Source organism: Streptomyces sp. NBC_01551 (assembly GCF_026339935.1).
Taxonomy (GTDB): Bacteria; Actinomycetota; Actinomycetes; order Streptomycetales; family Streptomycetaceae; genus Streptomyces.
The window spans coordinates 1,814,733-1,835,400 of record NZ_JAPEPX010000001.1 but is presented as its reverse complement, the minus strand read 5'-3'; the positions used below and the strand labels follow the sequence as shown (position 1 = coordinate 1,835,400).

The following is a 20,668-nucleotide window of genomic DNA, read 5'->3' as shown; positions in this document are numbered from 1 at the left end:
ACCTGCGGTGGGTGTGAGATTTGAACCCACGGCAACCTGGTGCGGAGTGGCCGCTACGATCGCCCCGTGACGTCACATCAGGCGGATGCCTCGTAGATCCCCGCGCGAGCTGAGGGCCACCGTGCCCGAACGTCGAAGCCATGCGGTGAGCACACTGCTGATCAGCGCGTGTCCTGGGCCGCCGGTATGTACTGCCGTGCACACGTACCTCTTCGTCGATGGCCTCGACGTGGTGGCTCGCAGTGACAGCAGAATGGCCGGCCTCGACCCGAGGCAACTCCTCCGCCCAGGCGGACCGCTCTATCCGACGGACATGCCGCGCAAGGTGGACGTGGCAGCCGAAGCGCAGCCCGAGCCAGAGCCGGACCGGCTCACCATCCGGGTCCGGCCCTCCAAGCGCCGAGACTGGGCAGCGCGAGGGGTGGCCGGCGGGAGGAGCGGCTCGTGGCGGTGCCAGATGAGGTAGCGGTCCTCGCGACGCAGCTCGGCGGAGCCCCACTCGACCCGCATGACACCGCGCTCCATCGAACAGGCGTAGGCCACGATGATCAGGCGGAGGTCGGGTGGCAGAAGGGCCACGTCCGGATGCATGTGTTCCTCGTGCAGCTCGTCCAGGCCGAGGTCGAACGCCTGCTGCATCGGTTCTGGGCCGTGGCGGCGGATCAGGTCGGCTCGGAAGCCGACAGCCTTCCGGAGCCGTGCCTCGGTAACCGGGACGTCCTTCTTCGCGTAGCGGATCGGATAGATCGCGTTGCTGCCGATGAGCATCACCGTGCGGCCTTGCAGTCTGCGGGAGGTCGCACCTTCGAGCGGTGTCAGGCCGGCTGCGAGTGCCTCGTACTGCGCTGCGTGGAGCCCGTGGCCGTACGCCTCCAGGGTCTGCGTGTGGACGCCTTCGTGGGCGTGACGCGCCCTGGCGTGGGCTTCCATCAGGCAGGCCGGGATGGTCTCGGCCAGACGGCCGGCCACGACACCGAACGTCTTGGTGGCCCACTGCGTCGGTGAATTCACCATGCGTCGCCCTCCCCCTGCGCGATCAGAACGCCGAGCTGCACTTTCCCCACGTTGTGGGCAGCGGGCCGGGCGCGCAAGAGGGCGCGGGAGCACAGGCCGCGCACGGGCCCTGCCGCATGGGGCTTGAGGGGGCTGGTAGTTGACGCTTCCGTGTGCCTTGTCTGCGCCTTTCCGGCGGGGGGTGGGCGCGGGACCATTTGGGGGTCTGAGAGGTGGTGCGCTGTGGCTCAGCCCAGGTGTGGGGCGCGGACGGGTAAGGGGCGGGCGGGTGTGCGGCTCGCGAGCAGGGGCGGCTCCCGGTGTCAGTCGCATCAGGAGGACCGGTCGGCCCATGAGGCGAGGAAGCGGTAGTGGGCGGGTGGTTTCGGTGGGGCGGGGGGTTTGAGCGGAGGAGGGATGCGGAGCGGGCGCGGTTGCTCGCGCAGGTGGGGGAGGCCCGTGCGCAGGGGGGTGGGAAGTATGCGGATTCGGGGGCGGTGCGGGCGTCTGAGGTGGGAATCGACGGGTTCACGGGGATGCTCGTCGAGTACTACGCCTATGGGCTCGCGCAGGCGCGGAGCAGTTATGTGACCAGTCAGTGGTTCGGGGGGATCGGAGCCGCCGTGTTGTTGGGTGGCGTGGCCCTGGGGGTGTGGAAGGCCGAGACCGGCGGCGAGATGTACGTCGGGGTGGTGGCCAGTTCCGTGGGGCTGGTGGTGGCGGTCATCGGGCAGCTGTTCCACCGGCGGGCTGATCTCGCCTTGCGGTACATGGCCGAGCAGACCGCGCTGCTGCGGGAGGACCGGCGGGCTACGGAGGCGATGCGGCGGGCGGGCGAACTGCTGGATGACATTGCCGATGCGGGGCTGCGGGCGCGGTTGCAGGCCGGGTTGATCATGAAATTGACCGGGGCGGAGTTGCCCCGGTAGCGGGATAGTGGAGGTATGTGCCGCTCCATTAAGACCCTGCGCCCGCCCGCCATCCCCGAGAAGGCCACGGAGGAGGAGATCCGGGCCGCCGCGCTGCAGTACGTACGGAAGGTGTCCGGGTTCCGGGCGCCCGCCGCGCACAACCAGGAGGTGTTCGCGGCGGCCGTCGACGCGATCGCCGAGGCGACCCGGGACCTGCTGGAGGGCCTTCAGGTCAGAGGGGCCCCTGCCGCGGCGTCCGTTTCCGTTTCCGCCTCCGCTTAGGACGCGTGCTGGCCGCGGCGGCGGACGACCCAGATGCCGGCGCCGAGCGCGGCCGCGACGAGGGAGCCGCCCACCGCGATCTGGCCCCGGCTCATCGAGTCGACGCTGCCGCCCAGGCCGCCGCGCGCGGCGCCCGAGGTGACGTTCAGGGAGACCGTGACGCTCTGGCCGCCCGCGCCGCCGCACTCGAAGGTGACGGGGTACGAGCCGTTGGGGGTGTTGGCGTAGACGGTGGCGCCGCCGAACAGGTTGCTGGCCTCCAGGTTGCCCGGGGTCAGCTGGACGTCGCCGAACGCGCGCGAGGTGGCCCGGCCGGTCTTGGTGCCGCAGCCGGTGATGTTGAGGCTGACGCGGCCGCCGGGGGCCACGGAGGTGGGGGAGACGCTGGCCGAGGGGGCCGCGTGGGCGAGGGTGACGGGGGAGGCCGCGGCGGCGACGAGGGTCGCGGCCGCGAGGGCGATGAGGCGGTGCCGGTTGCGCGTGGGGGACATGGAGAGAACTCCTCGGGCTCCTCGAAACGGCGCGGCCAGGGCACGGATGTGACGCGGATTCGGTTGCGCACCGTCTTCTGGACGCTAGGAGCCAAGCCCCGGCGCGGCGATCGGAGCCGGGTGAACGGGTGACCGACTGCCCCGGCTGGGCTACCGGGGAGCCCTGGGGCCAGGCGCCACTTTGACGACGGGCCCTAGCCCGCCGGGGCCGGGGAGGGCGGGGGGCGGCGGATGAGGAAGGCCGCGACGGAGCCCGCCGCGAAGAGGGCGATGACCGACACCGCGGTGCCGAGCCAGGTCGCGCCGAGCCACTGGGTGCCGAAGTAGCCCAGCGCCACGCTGTAGCCCGCCCAGGCCATCCCGGCCAGGACCGACCAGGGCAGGAACTCCTTGATCTTGCGGTGCGTCTTGCCCGCGCCCAGCGAGACCACCGAACGGCCGGCCGGCGCGAACCGGGCGATCACCACCAGAGCGCCGCCACCCCGGGCCAGGGCCGTGCCCAGGCGCTCGTGGGCCCGGGTCAGCCGACGGGAGCGGGCGATGGCCCGGTCCAGGCGGGCCCCGCCCCGCCGGGCCAGCCGGTACGCGGCCATGTCACCCAGCACCGACGCCGTCGTGGCGATCACCAGCAGCGCCATGATGTCCGGCACCCGCTCCGGCACGGGCACCGGTCCCGCTGCCCCGGCGGCGGCCGCGGCCGCCGCCGCGGTGATCACCAGCACCCCGCTGGGGAGCACCGGCAGGAAGACGTCGAGCAGGACGGACACCGCAACCACGGCATAGATCCACGGGCTCGTCGTCAACGACCCCAGAGTCTCAAGCAAGGCGGGACTCCCCAGTCCGGTTGAGGTGCTTCAGCGTGAAGCGCCGCGACGTCGCGGGGGAGCGGCAGGGGCGGCTGGAACAGCCACACAGCGTACGCCCGGCGTTCGCCCGCCGGACGTCCGGGGCGGCCCTGCGCGACCGATCCTCGACCTCACCTCGACCCGGCGTCGAGTCCCGCCTCCGGGCCTCGTTCCGGTTCCGGCTCCGGTTACGTCAGTTCCCGGTCCAGTACGGTCACCAGCCGGGCTCCCTCGCCACCCCGCCGGCCCTTGCGCGCCTGGTCCAGCCGGAGCCGGGCCGTCCGGCCCGCCAGGGCCAGCGTCATCAGCTGGTTGCCGAACCACGGCCCACCCGTACGCCGCCAGCTCACCGGCGGCCGGCCCGTCCGCCCGTGCCGCGAGAACCCGCGCCCCAGCCACCGGCCCGTCCGCGACCAGCCCAGCCGGAACCCCAACTTCACCGCCGTGTGGATCGAGTTGTGCACCGGCGAGCACGTCAGCTGGAACACCCGGGCCGTACTCGGTATGAGCGGCTCGGCCACATACGCGTGGTGCACGTCTCCGGACAGGACACAGACCGTCGCCGGCGCCCGCGGCCCCGTCCCGACCTCCTCGATCAGATCACTGAGCGCCGCGAACGACGCCGGGAACGCCGCCCAGTGCTCCAGATCGCTGCGCCGCCGCAGATCCTCCCCGATCCGCGCCCACCGAGGTCCCCGCTCGCCGCGGCACAACGCAGCGTTCCACGCCTCGGCGTCATGGATCAGCGGCGGCATCAGCCACGGCAGGGAGGACCCGATCAGCAGGTGGTCGTACCCGCCGTGCCCGTCCAGCGCGTTCTCCCGGAGCCACTGCTGCTCCGCCGGGTCGAGCATCGCCCGCCCGTCCTCGGCGAGCACCCGCGCCGCGCGGGTGTCCACCATCAGCAGCCGCGACCGGCCGAAGTCGCGCCGGTAGCTCCAGCGGACGGTGCCCGGGTCCGCATCCGCCGCGGACGCGAAGGCCCGTAGCTCATCCGTACCGTCCGGGGCGCGGCGTACCGCCCCGTACAGCGCGTCGGCCTCCAGCTCGGCCGGGGAGAGATTGCCCAGGTGCTGGTACACCCAATACGACATCAGCCCGCTGAGCACCCGCTCCTGCCACCACGGTGTCGCGCGCATCTCCGCCAGCCACGCCGCGCTGGTGTTCCAGTCGTCCACGACGTCGTGGTCGTCGAATATCTGCAGGCTTGGCACGGTGGACAGGAGCCAGCGGATCTCCGGGTCGAGCCAGGACTCGTAGTACAGCCGGGTGTACTCCTCGTAATCCGCGACCTGCGCGCCCGGCGCCTCCCGCAGATCCCGGCGGGCCGCGATCCACCGCTTGGTCTCCCGCGACAGGTGGTCGGCGTACACCTGGTCGCCGAGCAGCAGCAGGAGGTCCGGGCGCACAGCCTCCGGATCGGCGGCGAGCCGCGCCGCGAGGGTGTCCAGCGCGTCCGGGCCGTGCGGCCCGCGCCCGTCGGCGGGCGGCACGGCCTGCCGGCAGGAGCCGAACGTCACCCGCAGGCCGGGCGCGGGCCGGGCCGGCCCGGCGACGGCGGGCGTCGTGATCGTGCTCGGGGGGAACGGGCTGTCGGGCAGCGGCCAGACCCGGACTCCGTCGAGGAGCACCTCGTACGCCGTGGTGTTTGCCGAGGTCAGGCCGGTCACCGGGACCAGCGCGTAGTGGTGCCCGGCTATCTGGAAGGTGCGCGCGCTCCCGCCGGCCCCGTCGGCGCAGCGCACCTCGGCCGTGCACGGGCGGTCCGCCTCGACCCAGATCGTGGCGGAGGCGCCCGTGTCCCAGTCGACGTAGCGCAGCAGCGGCCCCAGACGCAGTCCGGCCATGGCAACTCCCCCTCCTCCGTAGCCCCTTCGATCACGGTACGACGTGGAGGGGGAGCCTGGCCTCCCCCTGGCGGGGGAGAAAGATCGGACTCCGCTTCAGGGGCGCGAATCAGCAGCCGTCGAGGATGTTGACCAGGGCCGTCTTCTCGCGGGAGTCCATGGCCAGGCCGTAGTACTGCTTGACCTGGACCCACATGCGGCCGTAGGTACAGCGGTAGGCGGTGCGCGACGGCAGCCACGTGCCGGGGTCCTGGTCGCCCTTGGCCTGGTTGACGTTGTCGGTGACCGCGATGAGCTGCGGGCGGGTGAGGTCGTTGGCGAACTGCTGCCGCTTTGCGGTGGTCCAGGAGTTGGCGCCGGAACGCCAGGCCTCGGCCAGCGGGACGACGTGGTCGATGTCGAGGTCGGTGGCGACGGTCCAGGTGGCGCCGTCGTACTCGGAGTACCAGCTTCCGCTGACCGCCGCGCAGGCGGAGTCCTGGACGACGTTCACGCCGTCCCGCTTGAGGACGGTCTCGCGGGTGTTGCAGGTGCCGGAGACGGTGCTCCAGTGCGGGAACAGGGTCCGGCTGTAGCCGCTGGTGGAGCCCTCGGTCTGCGGGGTGACCGTGACGAGGTAGGCGCGGGCGGCCGAGGCGCTGATCGGGGTGGGCGGGGCGGCCTGGGCGGTCGGCGCGTTCACGAGGGAGGTGAGGGCGGCGAGCGCGGCGGCTGACGCGAGCACGCCGACGCGACGCGCGTAGACGGAGGGTATGAGCGTCTTGAGGGCCATGAGGGGTCTCCATGGGTGGGGGATGCGGGGCGTGCGGCCCGGAGGGGCGCGGCCATGCTGGCGGCGCCGGGTGTCGCGGGGATGGGCGCCAGGTGACAGCCTGCCGACATGTGCACGTCACATCAAGGTGTTCAAGTCGCCTCAATTAAGCGGAGGTTGAGCTTCCGGCGGGAGAGGGCCCGATTGCGCGGCGCGGCACGGTCAGGGCCGGGACCAATGACCTATTCCGGGCGCCCGCGAGTGTCGCGTACTCTGTACCGAGCAGAAGGGGAGTAGCTCTTCGCCGGACCGTCGACATACTGCTGGGTCACCCAGCCGGCGCCCGGAGGCAGGCCGCGGACAGCGGTCGGCCAGCGAGACCTTCGGCCGCAGTGTCCTGTTCAGGCATTGGCGTACGCACACACGTGCACGCGCCGACGCACCAGGGCGCCGCCGAGCCGAAGCGACCCCTGAAACACCCCAGGTCTCTCGGTACCGATGGCGTCCTGCCCTACCGATTGAGGTCTCCACCCCGTGTTCAGCTTCAGCGTCACGGCGCTCGCCTTCGGCGTCGTCTTCCTCGCCGAACTCCCCGACAAGACGGCCCTCGCCGGCCTGATGCTCGGCACCCGCTACCGCGCCTCCTACGTCTTCGCGGGCGTCGCCGCGGCCTTCGCCGTACACGTCGCGCTCGCCATCGCCGCGGGCAGCGTCCTCACGCTGCTCCCGCACCGGCTCGTCCAGGCGGTCGTCGGCGTCCTGTTCCTCGCGGGCGCGGCGATGCTGCTGCTGAAGAAGAGCGACGGCGACGAGGAGGTCAAGCCCCCCGCCGACCAGTCGTTCTGGAAGGTCTCCGGGGCCGGCTTCATGCTGATCCTGGTGGCGGAGTTCGGTGACCTGACCCAGATCATGACCGCGAACCTCGCGGCCCGCTACGACAACCCGGTCTCGGTCGGCCTCGGCGCGGTGCTGGCGCTGTGGGCGGTCGCGGGCATCGGGATCGTGGGCGGGAAGACGCTGATGAAGTACGTGCCGCTCGCGCTGATCACCAAGATCGCGGCCGCGGTGATGCTGGCGCTGGCCGGCTTCTCGCTGTACGAGGCGATCGCGGGCTGATCGGGCGGGGAATTCCCGTTGCGGGGGGCGGGGGCGCGGGGCACGCTCGCGGGCGTGACCGATACCACCGCCTCCGTTTCCGCGCCCTCGTCCGTTTCCTCGGCCTCCTCCGAGTCCGGCCGGAGCTTCGGCTGGGCCAACATGTTCGTCCGCCCCGACGAGGACGCCCGCACCGACGGCGGCTTCCAGGGCGAACGGGCCACGCTCGTCGGCTACCTCCGCGACCAGCGCCTCACGCTGGAGCTGAAGTGCGCCGGCCTCGACGCCGAGGCGCTGGCGCGGCGCTCGGTGGAGCCGTCCGACCTGTCCCTGCTGGGCCTCGTACGCCACCTCGCGGGCGTGGAGCAGAAGTGGTTCCGCGAGGTGATGGCGGGCCAGGAGATACGTCGGCACTACCGCTCGCAGGACGACCGCGAGGGGGAGTTCACCGGCGCGGTGGCCGACCCGGCGGTGGTCGCCGAAGCCTGGGCCACCTGGCGGGCGGAGGTCGCCTTCGCGGAACGGCTGGTCGCGGACGCGCCGGACCTGGACGTCGCGGGGGACGCGGACGGCGAGCGGATGCCGCTCCGCGAGGTGCTGGTGCACATGATCGAGGAGTACGCCCGCCACAACGGCCATGCGGATTTCCTGCGGGAGCGGATCGACGGGCGGGTGGGGCAGTAGCCCATCGCCGCTCGGCGCAGCCGGTTGCCGAGCCGCCGCCGGCGGCGGGCGGCGGAGCGGCCCGGCCGTGTGCGGTGCCGGTCGCAGTGGTCGGCTGCGTTTCCGCGCCGAGGATGTGCTGCTGGGTCCGTGTCCTTGTGTCCCCGACACCCACTGTGTCGATATGTCGACCACCGGCGGGTCGCAGTCGCCAGGGGCGAGAACCGCGTAGGGGCGTGTCGCGTCGTGGGGGGCCTCGCCGCGCCCGGGCGTTCCGGGGTTCCGCCCCAGACCCCGCGCCTCAAACGCCGGCGAGGCTGGCAGGTGGCAGTCTTTGGCGTTTCGGGTCGGCCGCGCCCCGTCAGGCCGCTGCGGGGGTCAGCGTGAGGTGGATCGAGCCGTCCGGGGTGGAGTGGACGCGGATCGACGCCAGGTCCGGGACGTGGGCCGTCGGGGTGTGGGCGGCGGCGCGGGGACCGATGCCGATCACGCGCATGCCGGCGGCCTTGCCCGCCGCTATGCCCGCGCCCGAGTCCTCGAAGACGACGCACTCCGCCGGGTCCACGCCCAGCTCGGCCGCGCCCTTGAGGAAGCCCTCCGGGTCGGGCTTGCTGGCCGAGACGGACTCGGCGGTCACCCGTACACCCGGCATCGGCAGGCCGGCGGCCGACATCCGGGCCGTGGCCAGGGCGGCGTCGGCGGAGGTGACCAGGGCGTGCGGCAGCCCTTCGATCGCCGTCATGAACTCCGGGGCGCCGCCGACCGGGATCACCCCGTCGGTGTCGGCGGTCTCACGGGCGAGCATCACCGCGTTCTCGGCGTGGTTCTGCTCCATGGGGCGTTCGGGGAGCAGGATCGCCATGGTGGCGTAGCCCTGGCGGCCGTGGACCACCTTGAGGGCCGCCTCGGGGTCCAGCCCGTGGGACACCGCCCAGTCGCGCCAGCAGCGCTCGACCACCGCGTCGGAGTTGACGATCGTGCCGTCCATGTCCAGGAGCAGGGCCTTGGCGGTCAGGACGACGGGGGCGGTGGCGGTGCTGGCCGACATCGGCAGGTGCTCCAGACGGGGCGGGAAAAGAGAACAAGCGGTTCCGTCCACCGGTCAGGGATTGAGGACGGAACCACTTTGTTCCCACACGATACAAAACGCGGAGGGGTGCGCGCCACCCCGGGGGTCACGCGGGGTCGTTCCGGGGGCGGCTCCGGCCCTCCGCCGCTACCCCTCCAGGGCTTTACGGGTCGCCGGGCCGTAGACGCCCCAAGGGTCTTCGTCGATGTCGTGCTCCCACTGGAAGGTCGACACCGCGTTCTCCGTGCGGTCGTCGAACTTGCCGTTGAACTTGCCCCGGTACACGTGCGCCGACGCCAGCAGGCGCTGGAGCCGCTCCACCTCCGGCCCCGCGTCGCCGTACTGCAGGCTGCGGGAGGCGGGCGGCGGCGCCTGGGAGCTGGGGGTGCGGCTCACCGACGCCGTCGGGGAGGGTGGGGCCGAGGAGCGCGAGGCGCTCGCGGAGGCGGAGGGCGAGGCCGAGCGGGAGGCGCTCGACGTCGGGGACGGCGACGTCGAACGGGACGCGGACGCGGACGGGCTGCGCGTCGGGCTCGTCGAGGCCGCCTTCGACGGGGCGGCCGGGGCCGCGCTCGCCGCGGGCGCGGACGGCTGCGGGCTGCTCAGTGCGGCGTCACTTGCCCCGGAATCCCCGAACGCGCCCATCGCCAGGGCCCCCGACCCCAGGGCGACCACCGCGGCCGCGCCGAGCAGCAGGGGCAGCAGGCGCCGCCGGGAACCGCCGCCGCCGTCGTGCGACGGCGGCGAGGACTGCGGCAGCACGGGCGTCGGCATCGGCGCCGGCGGGACGGCCCTGAGCGGCACGGTCTCGTCCGGCCATGCCGGATGAGACGGCGGAGGCGGTGCGGGTATGCCGTAAGCCGGCGTCTCCTCCCCAGCCGAAACGGGAACGGAATCCGAAGCCGACCTGGGCGCGGGCGGAACCGGCGGCAGCACGGCCGTCGCCTCGCTGTCGCCCGGAACCGCACCCGGACCCAGGACCGCAACCGGCCCCGGAGCCACCGCGCCGTGTACCGGCCGGCGGGGCGTCGGATCCTCCGTCTGGCCCGGGTCGGGCAGCGTCACGTACGGGCGGATGCGCAGGGGGTCGAAGCCCGCTCTGGGCGCACACCCGCAGCCGACGCCCACGGCGTCGCAATTTGGACAGCGCTCAGCGCTCACTGAAACCCTCCCTGGGCCACTTGCCTGCGATTATGCAGACCCGCGCCAGCCCGCCCAACCGCCCGGCAGCCGTCCGGCGACCGCCCGAGAGGCCATAACCGGACACACCGCTCAGGATGGAGATGTTGATTAGGCCAGAGGAGGTACTCGATGGCTCAGGATCTGACCGCGTCGTCCGTGGGCCCCGGTCCCGGCCCGCGGAACTCCGGACCCGCCGCCGAACACGCCTCCCGCGAGGTACTCGTTTCCATCGGCGCGCTCCTGCTCGGCCTGCTGATCGCCGCGCTCGACCAGACCATCGTCTCCACCGCCCTCCCGACGATCGTCAGCGACCTGGGCGGGATGGACCACCTGTCCTGGGTGGTCACCGCCTACATACTCGCCTCCACCGCCGCCACACCGCTGTGGGGCAAGCTCGGTGACCAGTACGGCCGCAAGAGGCTGTTCCAGTACGCCATCGTCATCTTCCTCATCGGCTCGGCCCTCTGCGGCATAGCCCAGGACATGGCGCAGCTCATCGGCTTCCGCGCGCTGCAGGGCCTGGGCGGCGGCGGGCTGATCGTGCTGTCGATGGCGATCGTCGGCGACATCGTCCCGCCCCGCGAACGCGGCAGGTACCAGGGCCTCTTCGGCGCCGTGTTCGGCGCGAGCAGCGTGCTCGGCCCGCTGCTCGGCGGCCTGTTCGTGGACCACCTCTCCTGGCGCTGGGTCTTCTACATCAACCTCCCCATCGGTCTCGTCGCACTCGTCGTCATCGCCGCCGCGCTGCGCATCCCCGCGCGCTCCGAGAAGCACACCATCGACTACCTCGGCACCTTCCTCATCGCCTGCGTCACCACCTGCCTCGTGCTCGTCGCCTCCCTCGGCGGCACCTGGGGCTGGGGCTCGGCCCGGATCGTCGGCCTCGCTGTCCTCGGCGCCGTGCTCCTCGTCGCCTTCCTCTTCGTGGAGCGTCGGGCCGTCGAACCCGTCCTGCCGCTCAGCCTGTTCGGCCGGCGCACCTTCACGCTCTGCTCGGTGATCAGCTTCGTCGTCGGTTTCGCGATGTTCGGGGCGATGGTCTACCTGCCGACCTTCCTCCAGATCGTGCGCGGCGTCTCACCGACCATGTCCGGTGTCCACATGCTGCCGATGGTGTTCGGCATGCTCATCGCCTCCACCGGCTCCGGCCAGATCGTCAGCCGCACCGGGCACTGGAAGGTCTTCCCGATCGCCGGCACGGGCGTGACCGCCGTCGGGCTGCTCCTGCTGCACCAGCTGCACCGGGAGAGCAGTGACCTGGAGATGAGCGCGTACTTCTTCGTCTTCGGATTCGGGCTCGGCCTGGTCATGCAGGTGCTCGTCCTGGCGGTGCAGAACGCGGTCAGTTACGCCGACCTCGGAGTCGCCACCTCCGGTGCCACCTTCTTCCGCTCCATCGGCGCCTCCTTCGGCGTGGCCATCTTCGGCACGGTCTTCAACAACAGGCTCGGCGACAAGCTGACCGCCTCCCTCGCCGGCGTCCCGCTGCCGTCCGGCGCGAGCGCCGCGCGGCTGGAGGCCGATCCCCGGTCCATCGCCGAGCTGCCCGCCGACCTGCAGCCCCGGGTGCTCGACGCGTACTCGACGGCGATCACCGACGTCTTCCTCTACGCGGTGCCCGTGGTGCTGGTCGCCTTCGTCGTCGCCTGGTTCCTCAAGGAGGACAAGCTCCGCGGCTCGGTCACCGCACCCGATGTGACCGAGACGCTCGCCTCCAACCCCGTCCAGCGCACCTCCCGCGAAGAAGTCGCCCGCGCGCTGTCGGTGCTCGGCACCCGCGAAGGCCGCCACCACGTCTACGAGAAGATCACCGCGAAGGCCGGCTACGACCTGCTCCCCGCCTCCAGCTGGATGCTGCTGCGGACCAAGAAGTACGGCTCGGTCGAGCCGGCGGTCCTCGCGGACCGCACCTCCGTACCGCTGCGGGTCATCACGGACGCGGCCCGCCAGGTCGAGGAGCGGGGGTTCGTCTCCCGCGACGGGCTGGACCTGGTCCTGACCGACCGCGGACGCGTCGCCGCCGACAAGCTGGCGGACGCCCGGCAGGAGTCGCTCGCCGAGCTGCTCGGCGATTGGTGGGGCCCCGAGCGTCCGACCGACCTGGTGAAGCTGGTCGAAGAGATCAACGCGGAGCTCTGCGGATCCGACGCCGAGGAGCCCTACGACACCCTGGCGCGCCGGGACCACGCCGCCCCCTGACCGGCGGCGGGGCGCCGGTTTCCTGGGCGCCGGTTTCCGGGGCGCCGGCTCCGGGAGCCGCTCAGACCAGGGGCTTCTCGAACCAGTGCTCGGCGTACGGGCCGGAGTTGTACGCCGGTATTTCCCGGTACCCGTGCCGCGCGTACAGCGCGCGGGCCTCCACCAGGTCGGACCGGGTGTCCAGGCGGACCCGCTCGGCGCCCAGGGCGCGGCCCGCCTCCTCCAGGGCGGCGAGCAGCGCGGCCCCGCCGCCGGTGCCGCGGGCCCGCTGGTCCACGTACACCCGGGTGAGCTCTACGGTGAGCGGGTCGAGTACCCGTATGCCACCGCAGGCCAGGGCCTCGCCGCCGAGCCGGCCGACCACGAACTGGCCCGTCGGCGGGACGAGGGCGTCGTCCGGGTCGTCCGCCAGGCCCTGGTCGACCTCCGCTTCGGTGGCGGGCCGGCGCCAGTACCGGCCGGCGACCTCCGCGTAGTACGCGCGGCGCAGGGCGGTGGCGTCCGGGGTGTCGAAGGACTCGGGAACGACCGTCCACGCCGTGATCGGCGCGGCGGTCGAGGTGGCCGTGGCGGGGGCTGATGTGGTGATCGCGTGGCTGGTCATGACCTCATTCTGGATCTCCCGCGCCGACGCCCGCGTGGAATATCCACAGGCACGGACCGATGATAGGAAAAAGGACAATCCATGCACACGAAAGGGTGGGAACCGTCATGTCGGAGCATCCGGACTGTGCCCTCGTCCGCCGCTGCTACGAGGCGTTCGGCAAGGGCGACATGGAGAAGCTGGGCTCGATGATGACGGCCGACGTCATCCACCACGTGCCCGGCAACAACCCGCTCTCGGGGCACCACAAGGGGCGGGAGGCGGTCATGGACCTCTACCGCCGCCTGGGCGAGGAGACGAAGGGGACCTTCCGGGTCAGGCTGGAATCGGTCATGGTGGACGGCCGCGGCCACGTGATGAGCTTCCACACCGCGTTCGCCGACCGGGGCGACCGCGGGATCGAGATCGGCGAGGGCCTCTTCTTCACCATCGTCGGCGGAAAGATCACCGACATCGACGGGTGCATCGCGGACATCGACGAGGGCGACGCGTTCTGGAGCTGACCGACCGGACCGCCGCCAACGCACGGGTGGGGCCCGGGGCTTCAAAGCCCCGGGCCCCACCCGTGTCACTCGTGACCGGACGTGCTCAGCCCTGCTTCGGCCCCGTCTGCTGCACGACCTCGAACGACCACACCGTCGAGCCCGTCGCCGCAGGCTTCGGCCGCTCCCCGCCCGCCGCGCCGCCACCGCCCTGGTGCGCGGCCTTCATCGGCCCCTCCATCCACGCCTGGAAGTCCTCCTCGGACCGCCACCGCGTGTACACGAGGTACTGGTCGGTGCCCTCGACGGGCCGCAGCAGCTCGAACCACTCGAACCCGTCCGAACCCTCCACGGCGCCCGCCCGCGAGGCGAAGCGCTGCTCCAGCACCTCCCGCTGCTCGGCGGGGACGGTCAGCGCGTTGATCTTCACGATGCTCATGCCCGCCATCCTAGGTATCCCGTGGGGGATATCGTCGTCCGAGGTAATGCAGTGGTGCATGAAGCGCGGCAGCCAGGCGAAGTCGGGGTTGCGTTCAACAGGGCGGGAGGCCGGCGAGGCGTGGCTAACGCGGCGGAGCACAGCGGGGCGAACGGACATGCCGGGGTCATAGGCGGGAACGGCAGGCTCGGTGCCGTACGCCTCCTCCTGTGGGCGCTCGCGGGCGTCCTCGCCCTCAGACAGGCCGCCGCGGTCCTGCGCGTGCCCCCCGGCGAGTGGCTCAGCGGGTTCCACCTCCCGGGCAGCCCCGGCAGCCTGCTCGGCTCCCTCTACGACGGCGGCAAGTTCACCGGCACCCCCTTCTCCGGGCTGGTCCTCAAGCCGCTGGTCGCCCTCGCCGCCCCGTCGCTGGAAGTGGCCTGGACCTCGGTCACGCTGCTGCTCGTCGCCGCCGTCGGGCTCGTCGCCGCGCGCGGCCTGCCCGACCCCGTGCCGCGCCGCACCGCGCTGCTTGCCGCGCCCGTGCTGGTCGCCCTGATGATGGTCTCGCTGCCCGTCCGCGAGGCCGCCTCGCCCGGCCAGACCGCCGTCCTGCCGGTCCTGCTGGTGCTCCTGGCCGTCTTCCGGGTCCCCGGCGAGCGCGCGGCCGGCTTCCTGGTGGGCCTCGCCGCCGCGCTCCAGCCCTCGCTGCTGCTCTTCGCGCCGCTGCTGTGGCTGGCCGGGCGCCGCCCGACCGCGCGCGCCGCCGGCGTGACCTTCGCCCTCGCCACCGCCCTGTCCTGGGCGGCCCTGCCCCGCGACTCGTGGACGTACTGGGTCGAGCACCTCGCCGGAACCGGCCTCGGCGGCGCCCCCGACAGCCTCGCGAACCAGTCCGTGCACGGCGCGCTGCTGCGGCTCGGCCTGACCGGACCAGGCGAGATCCTGCTCTACGCGGCCCTCGCCGCCGGCATCGTCTGGATCGGCCTGCGCCGCGCCGCGCACTACGCCCGCGACGGGCAGCTGCTGCTCGCCGTCGCCATCACCGGCTGTGTGGCCGTCGCCGTGTGCCCGACCGGGTGGCGCCACCAGATGCTGTGGGTGCTGCTCGCGATGGCCGGCAAGGTCGGCAAGCGGGCCGCCGACCGGCCCGTGTGGCCGGTGGCCGTGGTCCTCGTCATGACCCTGCCCAGCAGCGTGCTGATGCCGAACCTGGTCGCGCTGGCGCCGCTGCGGGACAACGTGCTGCTGCTGACCGCGCTCGCGGCCGCCTGCGCCGTGCCGTTCCTGCCGCGCTCGTCGGAGTACTGGCGCGAGCCCGTCCCGACCGCGTACGGGCGGCCCGCCGCCGCCCGCTGGTCGCGGGTGCCGCTGATGCCGTTCTGGCGGCGCGTGCTGTCGCGCCCCAACCTGCTGCTGGAACTGCTGCTGATACGGGTCGGCTACTCGCTCTACTCGCACATCCGCGCCGCCGCCCCCACCAGCCGGGGTCTCGCGGAGGGGCACGGGAGCCAGATCCACGGGATCGAGCGGGCGCTGGGCCTCGACATCGAGTACGCCGTCAACCACGCCGTGGTGAACACGCCTTGGCTGGAGGCGTTCTTCAACTTCTACTACACGTCGTTCCACTTCGTGGTGCCGCTGTCGATCCTGGCGCTGCTGTACTGGCGCCGCCCCGCGGACTACCGCTGGGCCCGCGCCTCCCTCGGTCTGGCCACCGTCCTCGCGCTCATAGGGTTCTGGCTCTACCCGCTGGCGCCGCCGCGCCTGATGCCCGGCCTCGGCTTCGTCGACACCGTGCACGGGGTGCAGGACCTGGCCAATCCGCAGTACGGGGCGATGACCGCGATCTCCAACCAGTACGCGGCGATGCCGTCGCTGCACTTCGGGTGGTCGCTGTGGTGCGGGATCGTGGTCGCCGTCCTCGCGCCGAAGTGGTGGCAGAAGGCCCTCGGGATGCTGCACCCGCTGACCACGGTGTGCGCGATCGTCGCCACCGCCAACCACTGGGTGCTCGACGCGGTCGGCGGCGCGCTCGTCGTCGGGGCCGGGTTCGGGCTGGTGTACGTCCTGTCCGGGCCGCGGGGTTCGGCTCCGCCGGCGGGGGCCGGCGTACCGAGGCCGCGGGCGCCGGAGCGGGTGGGGGCGGGCGCGGGGGCACGGGCGCGGTCTTGACGAAGGGATGCCGGGGCGGGCTCTCACCGCTCCGGCACCCCTTCGGTGGATCGCCGCGTGTTGTCAGGATCCGCCCGGCGGGCGGATCGCGCCACTCGGGCGAGAGCGGGGCACATCGGGTGGGAACGGGGAACGAGGGGATGCGGCAGTGATCGAGGTCGGGCAGGACGGCGCGTTCAGCGTCAACTGCGTGGGGTTGGAGCGGCTGCCGTTCCCGCTGAGCTTCAGCGCCGTCGAGGCCGGCGGGTCGTGGCTGGTCAGCGGGGCGGCGGCGCGGGCGGCGGAACTGGTGGACCTCCTGGTCCGGACGGCGAACGAGACGATCCTCGTCGCGGAGCTGGCGACGAACTCCTTCATGGACGAGGAGTTCCGGCAGTGGCCGATGTCGCGCATCGCGGCGGATCAGGGCGTGGCGTACGAGGTCCATCGCGGCGGGGCGCCGGATGACGACGAGGAAGTCCTCGTGCTGGACCGGGACTCGTTGCCGAGGTTCCTGGCCGACGGCTGGTCACCGTACGAGCTCTCGCTGCTCGACCTTCCGACGCCGGACGGGATCGACGACGCGGTGCTGCTGCTCGGCGCCGCGCACCTGGACGAGCCGGTCCTGCCGTGCTTCGAGGGGTCGCGACTGCGGTTCTCCGGGCACGACGACTGCTACGTGGCGATCGAGTCGACGGATCCCGCTCTTCCGGGCGCGGTCTTCGGGCGACTGCTGGCGCTGCTGGCGGGCGCGGAGTTGGCCGACGGGCGACCCGATCCGGTCCGGGTACCGGAACCGGACCCGGGCGCGATGGCGGAGCTCATCGCGGCGAGCGCGCACTGGATCGGCGGCATCGCCGCGGCATCCACCGACTCGGTGACCATCGGCCTGTCGGCGATCCCGGCCTGCTGGCGCCTGGGCCAACAACCGCCGCCGACGGCAGACCACCTGGCCACCCTCGACCTGCCGACCCGCACCTGGACCCTCGCTCCTGCCCCCGCCCCCGCCTCCGCCCCTGACCGGGCGTAACCGGGAAACCGATCCGGGCGCGGCGTCGTGGCAAGCGGCAGGGGCCGGGCGTGGGTGGGGTGGCCCCTGCCGGGTCGTGATGGGTCAGGCGTGGGTGACCCGGAGTTCCTTGATGCCGTTCAGCCACGCCGCCCGCAGCCGCCGCGGGCCCGGCCCGGCGAGGCGGAGGTCCGGCAGGGCGTCGGCCAGCGCGTTGAAGATCAGGTCGATCTCCATGATGGCCAGCGACTTGCCGAGGCAGAAGTGCGGTCCGCCGCCACCGAAGCCGAGGTGGGGGTTCGGGTCGCGGGTGATGTCGAAGCGGTCGGGGTCGGTGAAGACCTCGGGGTCGTGGTTCGCGGAGGAGTAGAACAGCCCCACCCGGTCGCCCGCCTTGATCTTCTGCCCGCCCAGTTCGGTGTCCTGGGTGGCGGTGCGCTGGAAGGACACCACCGGGGTCGCCCAGCGCACGATCTCCTCCGCCGCCGTGGCCGGCCGCGTCGCCTTGTACAGCTCCCACTGCTCGGGGTGGGTGAGGAAGGCGTGCATGCCGTGGCTGATGGCGTTGCGCGTGGTCTCGTTGCCCGCGACCGCCAGCAGCAGCACGAAGAAGCCGAACTCGTCGGAGCCGAGGTTGCCCTGCCCCTCCGCCGCGACCAGTTGCGTGACGATGTCCTTGGCCGGACACTCCTTGCGCGCGGCGGAGAGGTTCATGGCGTAACCGATGAGCTCCACCGCCGCGTTCGCGCCGACTTCCTCCGTGATCGCGTACTCGGGGTCGTCGTAGGCGATCATCTTGTTCGACCAGTCGAAGATCCGGAGCCGGTCCTCCTGCGGCACGCCGATCAGTTCCGCGATGGCCTGGAGCGGGAGTTCGCAGGCGACCTGGGTGACGAAGTCGAAGCTGCCGTCCCGGGACGCCGTGAGCGCCTCCGCGACGATCTTCCGGGCGCGGTCGCGCAGGGCCGCCTCCAGCCCGCGGATGGCCCGCGGCGTGAACCCCCGCTGCACGATCTGGCGTACGCGCGTGTGTTCCGGCGGATCCATGTTCAGCATGATCAGACGCTGGGCATCTATCTGCTCGCGCTGGATGTGCTCGTTGAAGCGGATGATCGCCGTGTTCGTCGTGGAGGAGAAGAGTTCCGGGTGCGTCGAGACGTACTTGACGTCCGCGTGCCGGGTGACGGCCCAGTAGCCCTCGTCGTCGAAGCCGGTGACGCCGCGCCGCTGCGGGCACCACCACACCGGCGCGGTCTGCCGCAGCCGCGCGAACTCGGGGAAGGGCACCCGGTCCTGGAGGAGGTCGGGGTCGGTGGCGTCGAAGCCTTCGGGCAGCGCGGGACAGTGCATCGGGCGACTCCAAAGTCTGACGGCCCATCAGAAGTTGGCTTGAAGGTAGTAACGAGTTCCAGAAGTGACAAGGGTCCTCGCGCCAACTGTTGCGTGTGGAATCGGTGTAAGGCACGTGCAAGACCCTTGCGTGCCGGGGTTCCAGGTCATAAGACTGCGGGGAGAACTAGAACGCGTACTAGTTCGGGCGGGGCGCCGGGACGGCCCGCCGCGCAGGCACTGTGCATGCAGGAGAGGACGAGCTCATGGCCGCGGAACCCGTCATCGTCGAAGCCGTACGCACGCCCATCGGGAAGCGCGGGGGCTCGCTTGCCAACCTCCACCCCGCCTACCTCCTCGGTGAGACCTACCGGGAGCTCCTCGCCCGTACCGGAATCCAGCCGGACTGCGTCGAGCAGATCGTCGGCGGCACCGTCACCCACGCCGGCGAGCAGTCCATGAACCCCGCCCGCAACGCCTGGCTCGCCATGGGCCTGCCCTACGAGACGGCCGCGACCACCGTGGACTGCCAGTGCGGCAGCTCGCAGCAGGCCAATCACATGGTCGCCAACATGATCTCCGGCGGCGTCATGGACATCGGCATCGCCTGCGGCGTCGAGGCGATGAGCCGCGTCCCGCTCGGCTCCGGCTCCAAGCACGGCCCGGGCAAGCCGTTCCCGGACGAGTGGAACGTCGACCTCCCCAACCAGTTCGAGGCCGCCGAGCGGATCGCCCGCCACCGGGGCCTGACCCGCGAGGACGTCGACCGGCTGGGGGTGCTGTCCCAGGAGCGGGCGGCGACCGCGTGGGCGGAGGAGCGCTTCAAGCGCGAGACCTTCGCCGTCCAGGTGCCGACCACCGAGGCGGAGCAGGCCGCCGGGCAGGGCATGTGGCGGCTGGTCGACCGGGACGAGGGCCTGCGCGACACCTCGATGGAGGGCCTGGCCCGGCTCAAGCCGGTCATGCCGACCGCCGTGCACACCGCCGGGAACTCCTCGCAGATATCCGACGGGGCCGCCGCCGTGATGTGGGCCTCGCGCAAGATGGCCCGCGCGCTCAAGCTCAAGCCGCGCGCCCGGATCGTCGCCCAGACGCTCGTCGGCGCCGACCCGCACTACCACCTGGACGGGCCGATCGACGCGACGCGGGCCGTGCTGGGCAAGGCCGGCATGTCCCTCAAGGACATCGACCTCGTCGAGATCAACGAGGCCTTCGCCTCCGTCGTCCTCAGCTGGGCCCAGGTCTTCGACCAGGACCTGGAGAAGGTCAACGTCAACGGCGGCGGCATCGCGCTCGGCCACCCCGTCGGCGCCACCGGCGCCCGGCTGATCACCACCGCGCTGCACGAGCTGGAGCGGCGCGACAAGGAGTTCGCGCTGATCAGCATGTGCGCGGGCGGCGCGCTGGCGACCGGCACGATCATCCAGCGGCTGTAACCGCGCGCCGCGGCGCCCCGCCGGGCCCCGCAGCGCCCTCGAACCCTGTGGGATGGGAAGCAGAAGGCCCCGGTGGCCGGACCTGGGGAGGTCGGCCGCCGGGGCCTTCGCATGCGTACTGCTCTGCCGGCGGTGGCGCTACCGCTGCCACTACCGCTGCTGCCGTCGCGCTACTGCTCGCTGTCACCGGTGGTTTAGTACCAGTGGTTGGCCTGCCAGAAGTTCCAGGCGCCGACGGGGCTGCCGTAGCGGTCGTTCATGTAGTCCAGGCCCCACTTGATCTGGGTGGCGGGGTTGGTCTTCCAGTCGGAGCCCGCGGAGGACATCTTCGAGGCCGGGAGGGCCTGGACCAGGCCGTAGGCGCCCGAGGAGGCGTTCGTGGCGGTGTGGTCCCAGCCGCTCTCGTGGGAGATGATCTTGTCGAAGGCGGCGAACTGGGCCGGGTCCTTGATCATCTGGTGCGCGATCGCCTTCGCGTCCATCGGAGCCGCCTGAGCGGGAACCGTGGCGAGCATGGTGCCGGCGACGCCCAGGGCGACGATGCTGCCGGCGAGGGTCTTCTTCGAAGCGGCGATGCGGCGGATGACGGCGTTGGACACGGACGAACCTTCCGAAGGGGACAAGGACGGTCGCGGCATGCCGAAGACATGCGTGAGCCACTCACGCGGAGGAGAGGGGTTCGTGGGCGGCGGGTGAAGCACCCGGGCCGCCCGGCGACATCAACCAGTTAGCCAGCCCCCCGACAGCCTGGCAACGACCCCCGGTACTAGCCGCGATCGCAGCCGGGGGGCCGCGGGCCCCCGCCGAAACCGCCACGCGAGGGTCGAGAGGGGTGGTGTGGGGGCTACTACCCCGGTTCGGATGTGACGTGGGTCCTGTGGGGCGCCTCACCGGGGGCGGCCCCGGAT

21 protein-coding genes are annotated in these 20,668 nt (G+C 72.2%); 10 read left to right on the top strand and 11 right to left on the bottom strand.

Annotated features, from left to right (window positions below; genetic code table 11):
• Positions 1-300: 300 nt before the first annotated feature.
• Complete coding sequence (locus tag OG982_RS08230; protein WP_323139237.1) at positions 301-1,014, bottom strand: hypothetical protein; 714 nt, start codon at positions 1,012-1,014, stop codon at positions 301-303.
• A 515-nt stretch (positions 1,015-1,529) separates the two neighbouring features.
• Between OG982_RS08230 and OG982_RS08225 the strand changes: the two genes are divergently transcribed.
• Together OG982_RS08225 and OG982_RS08220 are read left to right on the top strand one after the other, a co-directional pair.
• Entirely contained in the window at positions 1,530-1,922 is a 393-nt protein-coding gene (locus OG982_RS08225; protein ID WP_266788391.1) for a hypothetical protein, read from the top strand.
• A 15-nt stretch (positions 1,923-1,937) separates the two neighbouring features.
• Positions 1,938-2,186, top strand: a complete 249-nt coding sequence (locus OG982_RS08220) for a DUF2277 domain-containing protein (RefSeq protein WP_266788393.1) — start codon at positions 1,938-1,940, stop codon at positions 2,184-2,186.
• On the opposite strand, the gene OG982_RS08215 is transcribed toward OG982_RS08220, so the two are convergent.
• The 4 genes from OG982_RS08215 to OG982_RS08200 form a co-directional block, all read right to left on the bottom strand.
• Complete coding sequence (locus OG982_RS08215) at positions 2,183-2,677, bottom strand: hypothetical protein (RefSeq protein WP_266788395.1); 495 nt, start codon at positions 2,675-2,677, stop codon at positions 2,183-2,185. The two genes, OG982_RS08220 and OG982_RS08215, sit on opposite strands and share 4 nt — an antisense overlap.
• Positions 2,678-2,871: 194 nt before the next feature.
• Positions 2,872-3,501, bottom strand: coding sequence for a DedA family protein (locus tag OG982_RS08210; RefSeq protein WP_266788397.1), 630 nt, complete (start codon positions 3,499-3,501; stop codon positions 2,872-2,874).
• Positions 3,502-3,710: 209 nt separating this feature from the next.
• Positions 3,711-5,369 carry an alkaline phosphatase D family protein gene (locus OG982_RS08205; RefSeq protein ID WP_266788399.1) on the bottom strand — a complete coding sequence of 553 codons (1,659 nt, stop codon included), beginning with the start codon at positions 5,367-5,369 and terminating at the stop codon, positions 3,711-3,713.
• Positions 5,370-5,478: 109 nt separating this feature from the next.
• The gene (locus OG982_RS08200) at positions 5,479-6,123 is read right to left on the bottom strand and encodes an HNH endonuclease family protein (RefSeq protein WP_266949862.1); all 645 of its coding nucleotides are present in this window, start codon (positions 6,121-6,123) and stop codon (positions 5,479-5,481) included.
• 531 nt (positions 6,124-6,654) lie between these two features.
• Between OG982_RS08200 and OG982_RS08195 the strand changes: the two genes are divergently transcribed.
• Together OG982_RS08195 and OG982_RS08190 are read left to right on the top strand one after the other, a co-directional pair.
• Complete coding sequence (locus OG982_RS08195; RefSeq protein WP_266788400.1) at positions 6,655-7,236, top strand: TMEM165/GDT1 family protein; 582 nt, start codon at positions 6,655-6,657, stop codon at positions 7,234-7,236.
• A 141-nt stretch (positions 7,237-7,377) separates the two neighbouring features.
• Positions 7,378-7,899 (top strand): DinB family protein, encoded by a 522-nt coding sequence (locus tag OG982_RS08190; protein ID WP_266792110.1) that lies wholly within the window; start codon positions 7,378-7,380, stop codon positions 7,897-7,899.
• Positions 7,900-8,239: 340 nt separating this feature from the next.
• Here the strand turns inward: OG982_RS08190 and OG982_RS08185 are convergent, their stop codons facing one another.
• Positions 8,240-8,926 carry an HAD-IA family hydrolase gene (locus OG982_RS08185; RefSeq protein WP_266788402.1) on the bottom strand — a complete coding sequence of 229 codons (687 nt, stop codon included), beginning with the start codon at positions 8,924-8,926 and terminating at the stop codon, positions 8,240-8,242.
• Between the two features lie 168 nt (positions 8,927-9,094).
• A complete protein-coding gene (locus OG982_RS08180; protein WP_266788404.1) occupies positions 9,095-9,343 on the bottom strand; it encodes a peptidoglycan-binding protein in 249 nt (82 codons plus the stop codon).
• On the opposite strand from OG982_RS08180, the gene OG982_RS08175 reads away from it, so the two are divergent.
• A complete protein-coding gene (locus OG982_RS08175) occupies positions 9,333-9,776 on the top strand; it encodes a hypothetical protein (protein ID WP_266948217.1) in 444 nt (147 codons plus the stop codon). The genes OG982_RS08180 and OG982_RS08175 overlap by 11 nt on opposite strands.
• A gap of 482 nt (positions 9,777-10,258) precedes the next feature.
• Positions 10,259-12,328 carry an MDR family MFS transporter gene (locus OG982_RS08170; protein WP_266948215.1) on the top strand — a complete coding sequence of 690 codons (2,070 nt, stop codon included), beginning with the start codon at positions 10,259-10,261 and terminating at the stop codon, positions 12,326-12,328.
• 61 nt (positions 12,329-12,389) lie between these two features.
• Here the strand turns inward: OG982_RS08170 and OG982_RS08165 are convergent, their stop codons facing one another.
• Positions 12,390-12,932: a GNAT family N-acetyltransferase gene (locus OG982_RS08165; protein ID WP_266948213.1), complete on the bottom strand. Its 543-nt coding sequence runs from the start codon at positions 12,930-12,932 to the stop codon at positions 12,390-12,392.
• Positions 12,933-13,039: 107 nt separating this feature from the next.
• On the opposite strand from OG982_RS08165, the gene OG982_RS08160 reads away from it, so the two are divergent.
• Positions 13,040-13,435: a nuclear transport factor 2 family protein gene (locus OG982_RS08160; protein WP_266788411.1), complete on the top strand. Its 396-nt coding sequence runs from the start codon at positions 13,040-13,042 to the stop codon at positions 13,433-13,435.
• A gap of 85 nt (positions 13,436-13,520) precedes the next feature.
• Here the strand turns inward: OG982_RS08160 and OG982_RS08155 are convergent, their stop codons facing one another.
• Positions 13,521-13,853, bottom strand: a complete 333-nt coding sequence (locus OG982_RS08155) for an antibiotic biosynthesis monooxygenase (RefSeq protein WP_266948211.1) — start codon at positions 13,851-13,853, stop codon at positions 13,521-13,523.
• Positions 13,854-13,973: 120 nt separating this feature from the next.
• On the opposite strand from OG982_RS08155, the gene OG982_RS08150 reads away from it, so the two are divergent.
• Both OG982_RS08150 and OG982_RS08145 read left to right on the top strand, forming a co-directional pair.
• Positions 13,974-16,007 carry a bifunctional glycosyltransferase 87/phosphatase PAP2 family protein gene (locus OG982_RS08150; protein ID WP_266788421.1) on the top strand — a complete coding sequence of 678 codons (2,034 nt, stop codon included), beginning with the start codon at positions 13,974-13,976 and terminating at the stop codon, positions 16,005-16,007.
• Between the two features lie 148 nt (positions 16,008-16,155).
• Positions 16,156-17,016 (top strand): hypothetical protein, encoded by an 861-nt coding sequence (locus tag OG982_RS08145; protein WP_266788423.1) that lies wholly within the window; start codon positions 16,156-16,158, stop codon positions 17,014-17,016.
• Between the two features lie 84 nt (positions 17,017-17,100).
• Here the strand turns inward: OG982_RS08145 and OG982_RS08140 are convergent, their stop codons facing one another.
• Positions 17,101-18,345: a cytochrome P450 gene (locus OG982_RS08140; RefSeq protein ID WP_266788425.1), complete on the bottom strand. Its 1,245-nt coding sequence runs from the start codon at positions 18,343-18,345 to the stop codon at positions 17,101-17,103.
• A gap of 245 nt (positions 18,346-18,590) precedes the next feature.
• On the opposite strand from OG982_RS08140, the gene OG982_RS08135 reads away from it, so the two are divergent.
• Entirely contained in the window at positions 18,591-19,760 is a 1,170-nt protein-coding gene (locus OG982_RS08135; protein ID WP_266788427.1) for a steroid 3-ketoacyl-CoA thiolase, read from the top strand.
• A gap of 194 nt (positions 19,761-19,954) precedes the next feature.
• Here the strand turns inward: OG982_RS08135 and OG982_RS08130 are convergent, their stop codons facing one another.
• Positions 19,955-20,398, bottom strand: a complete 444-nt coding sequence (locus tag OG982_RS08130) for a transglycosylase SLT domain-containing protein (protein WP_266788429.1) — start codon at positions 20,396-20,398, stop codon at positions 19,955-19,957.
• Between the last annotated feature and the right edge of the window lie 270 nt (positions 20,399-20,668).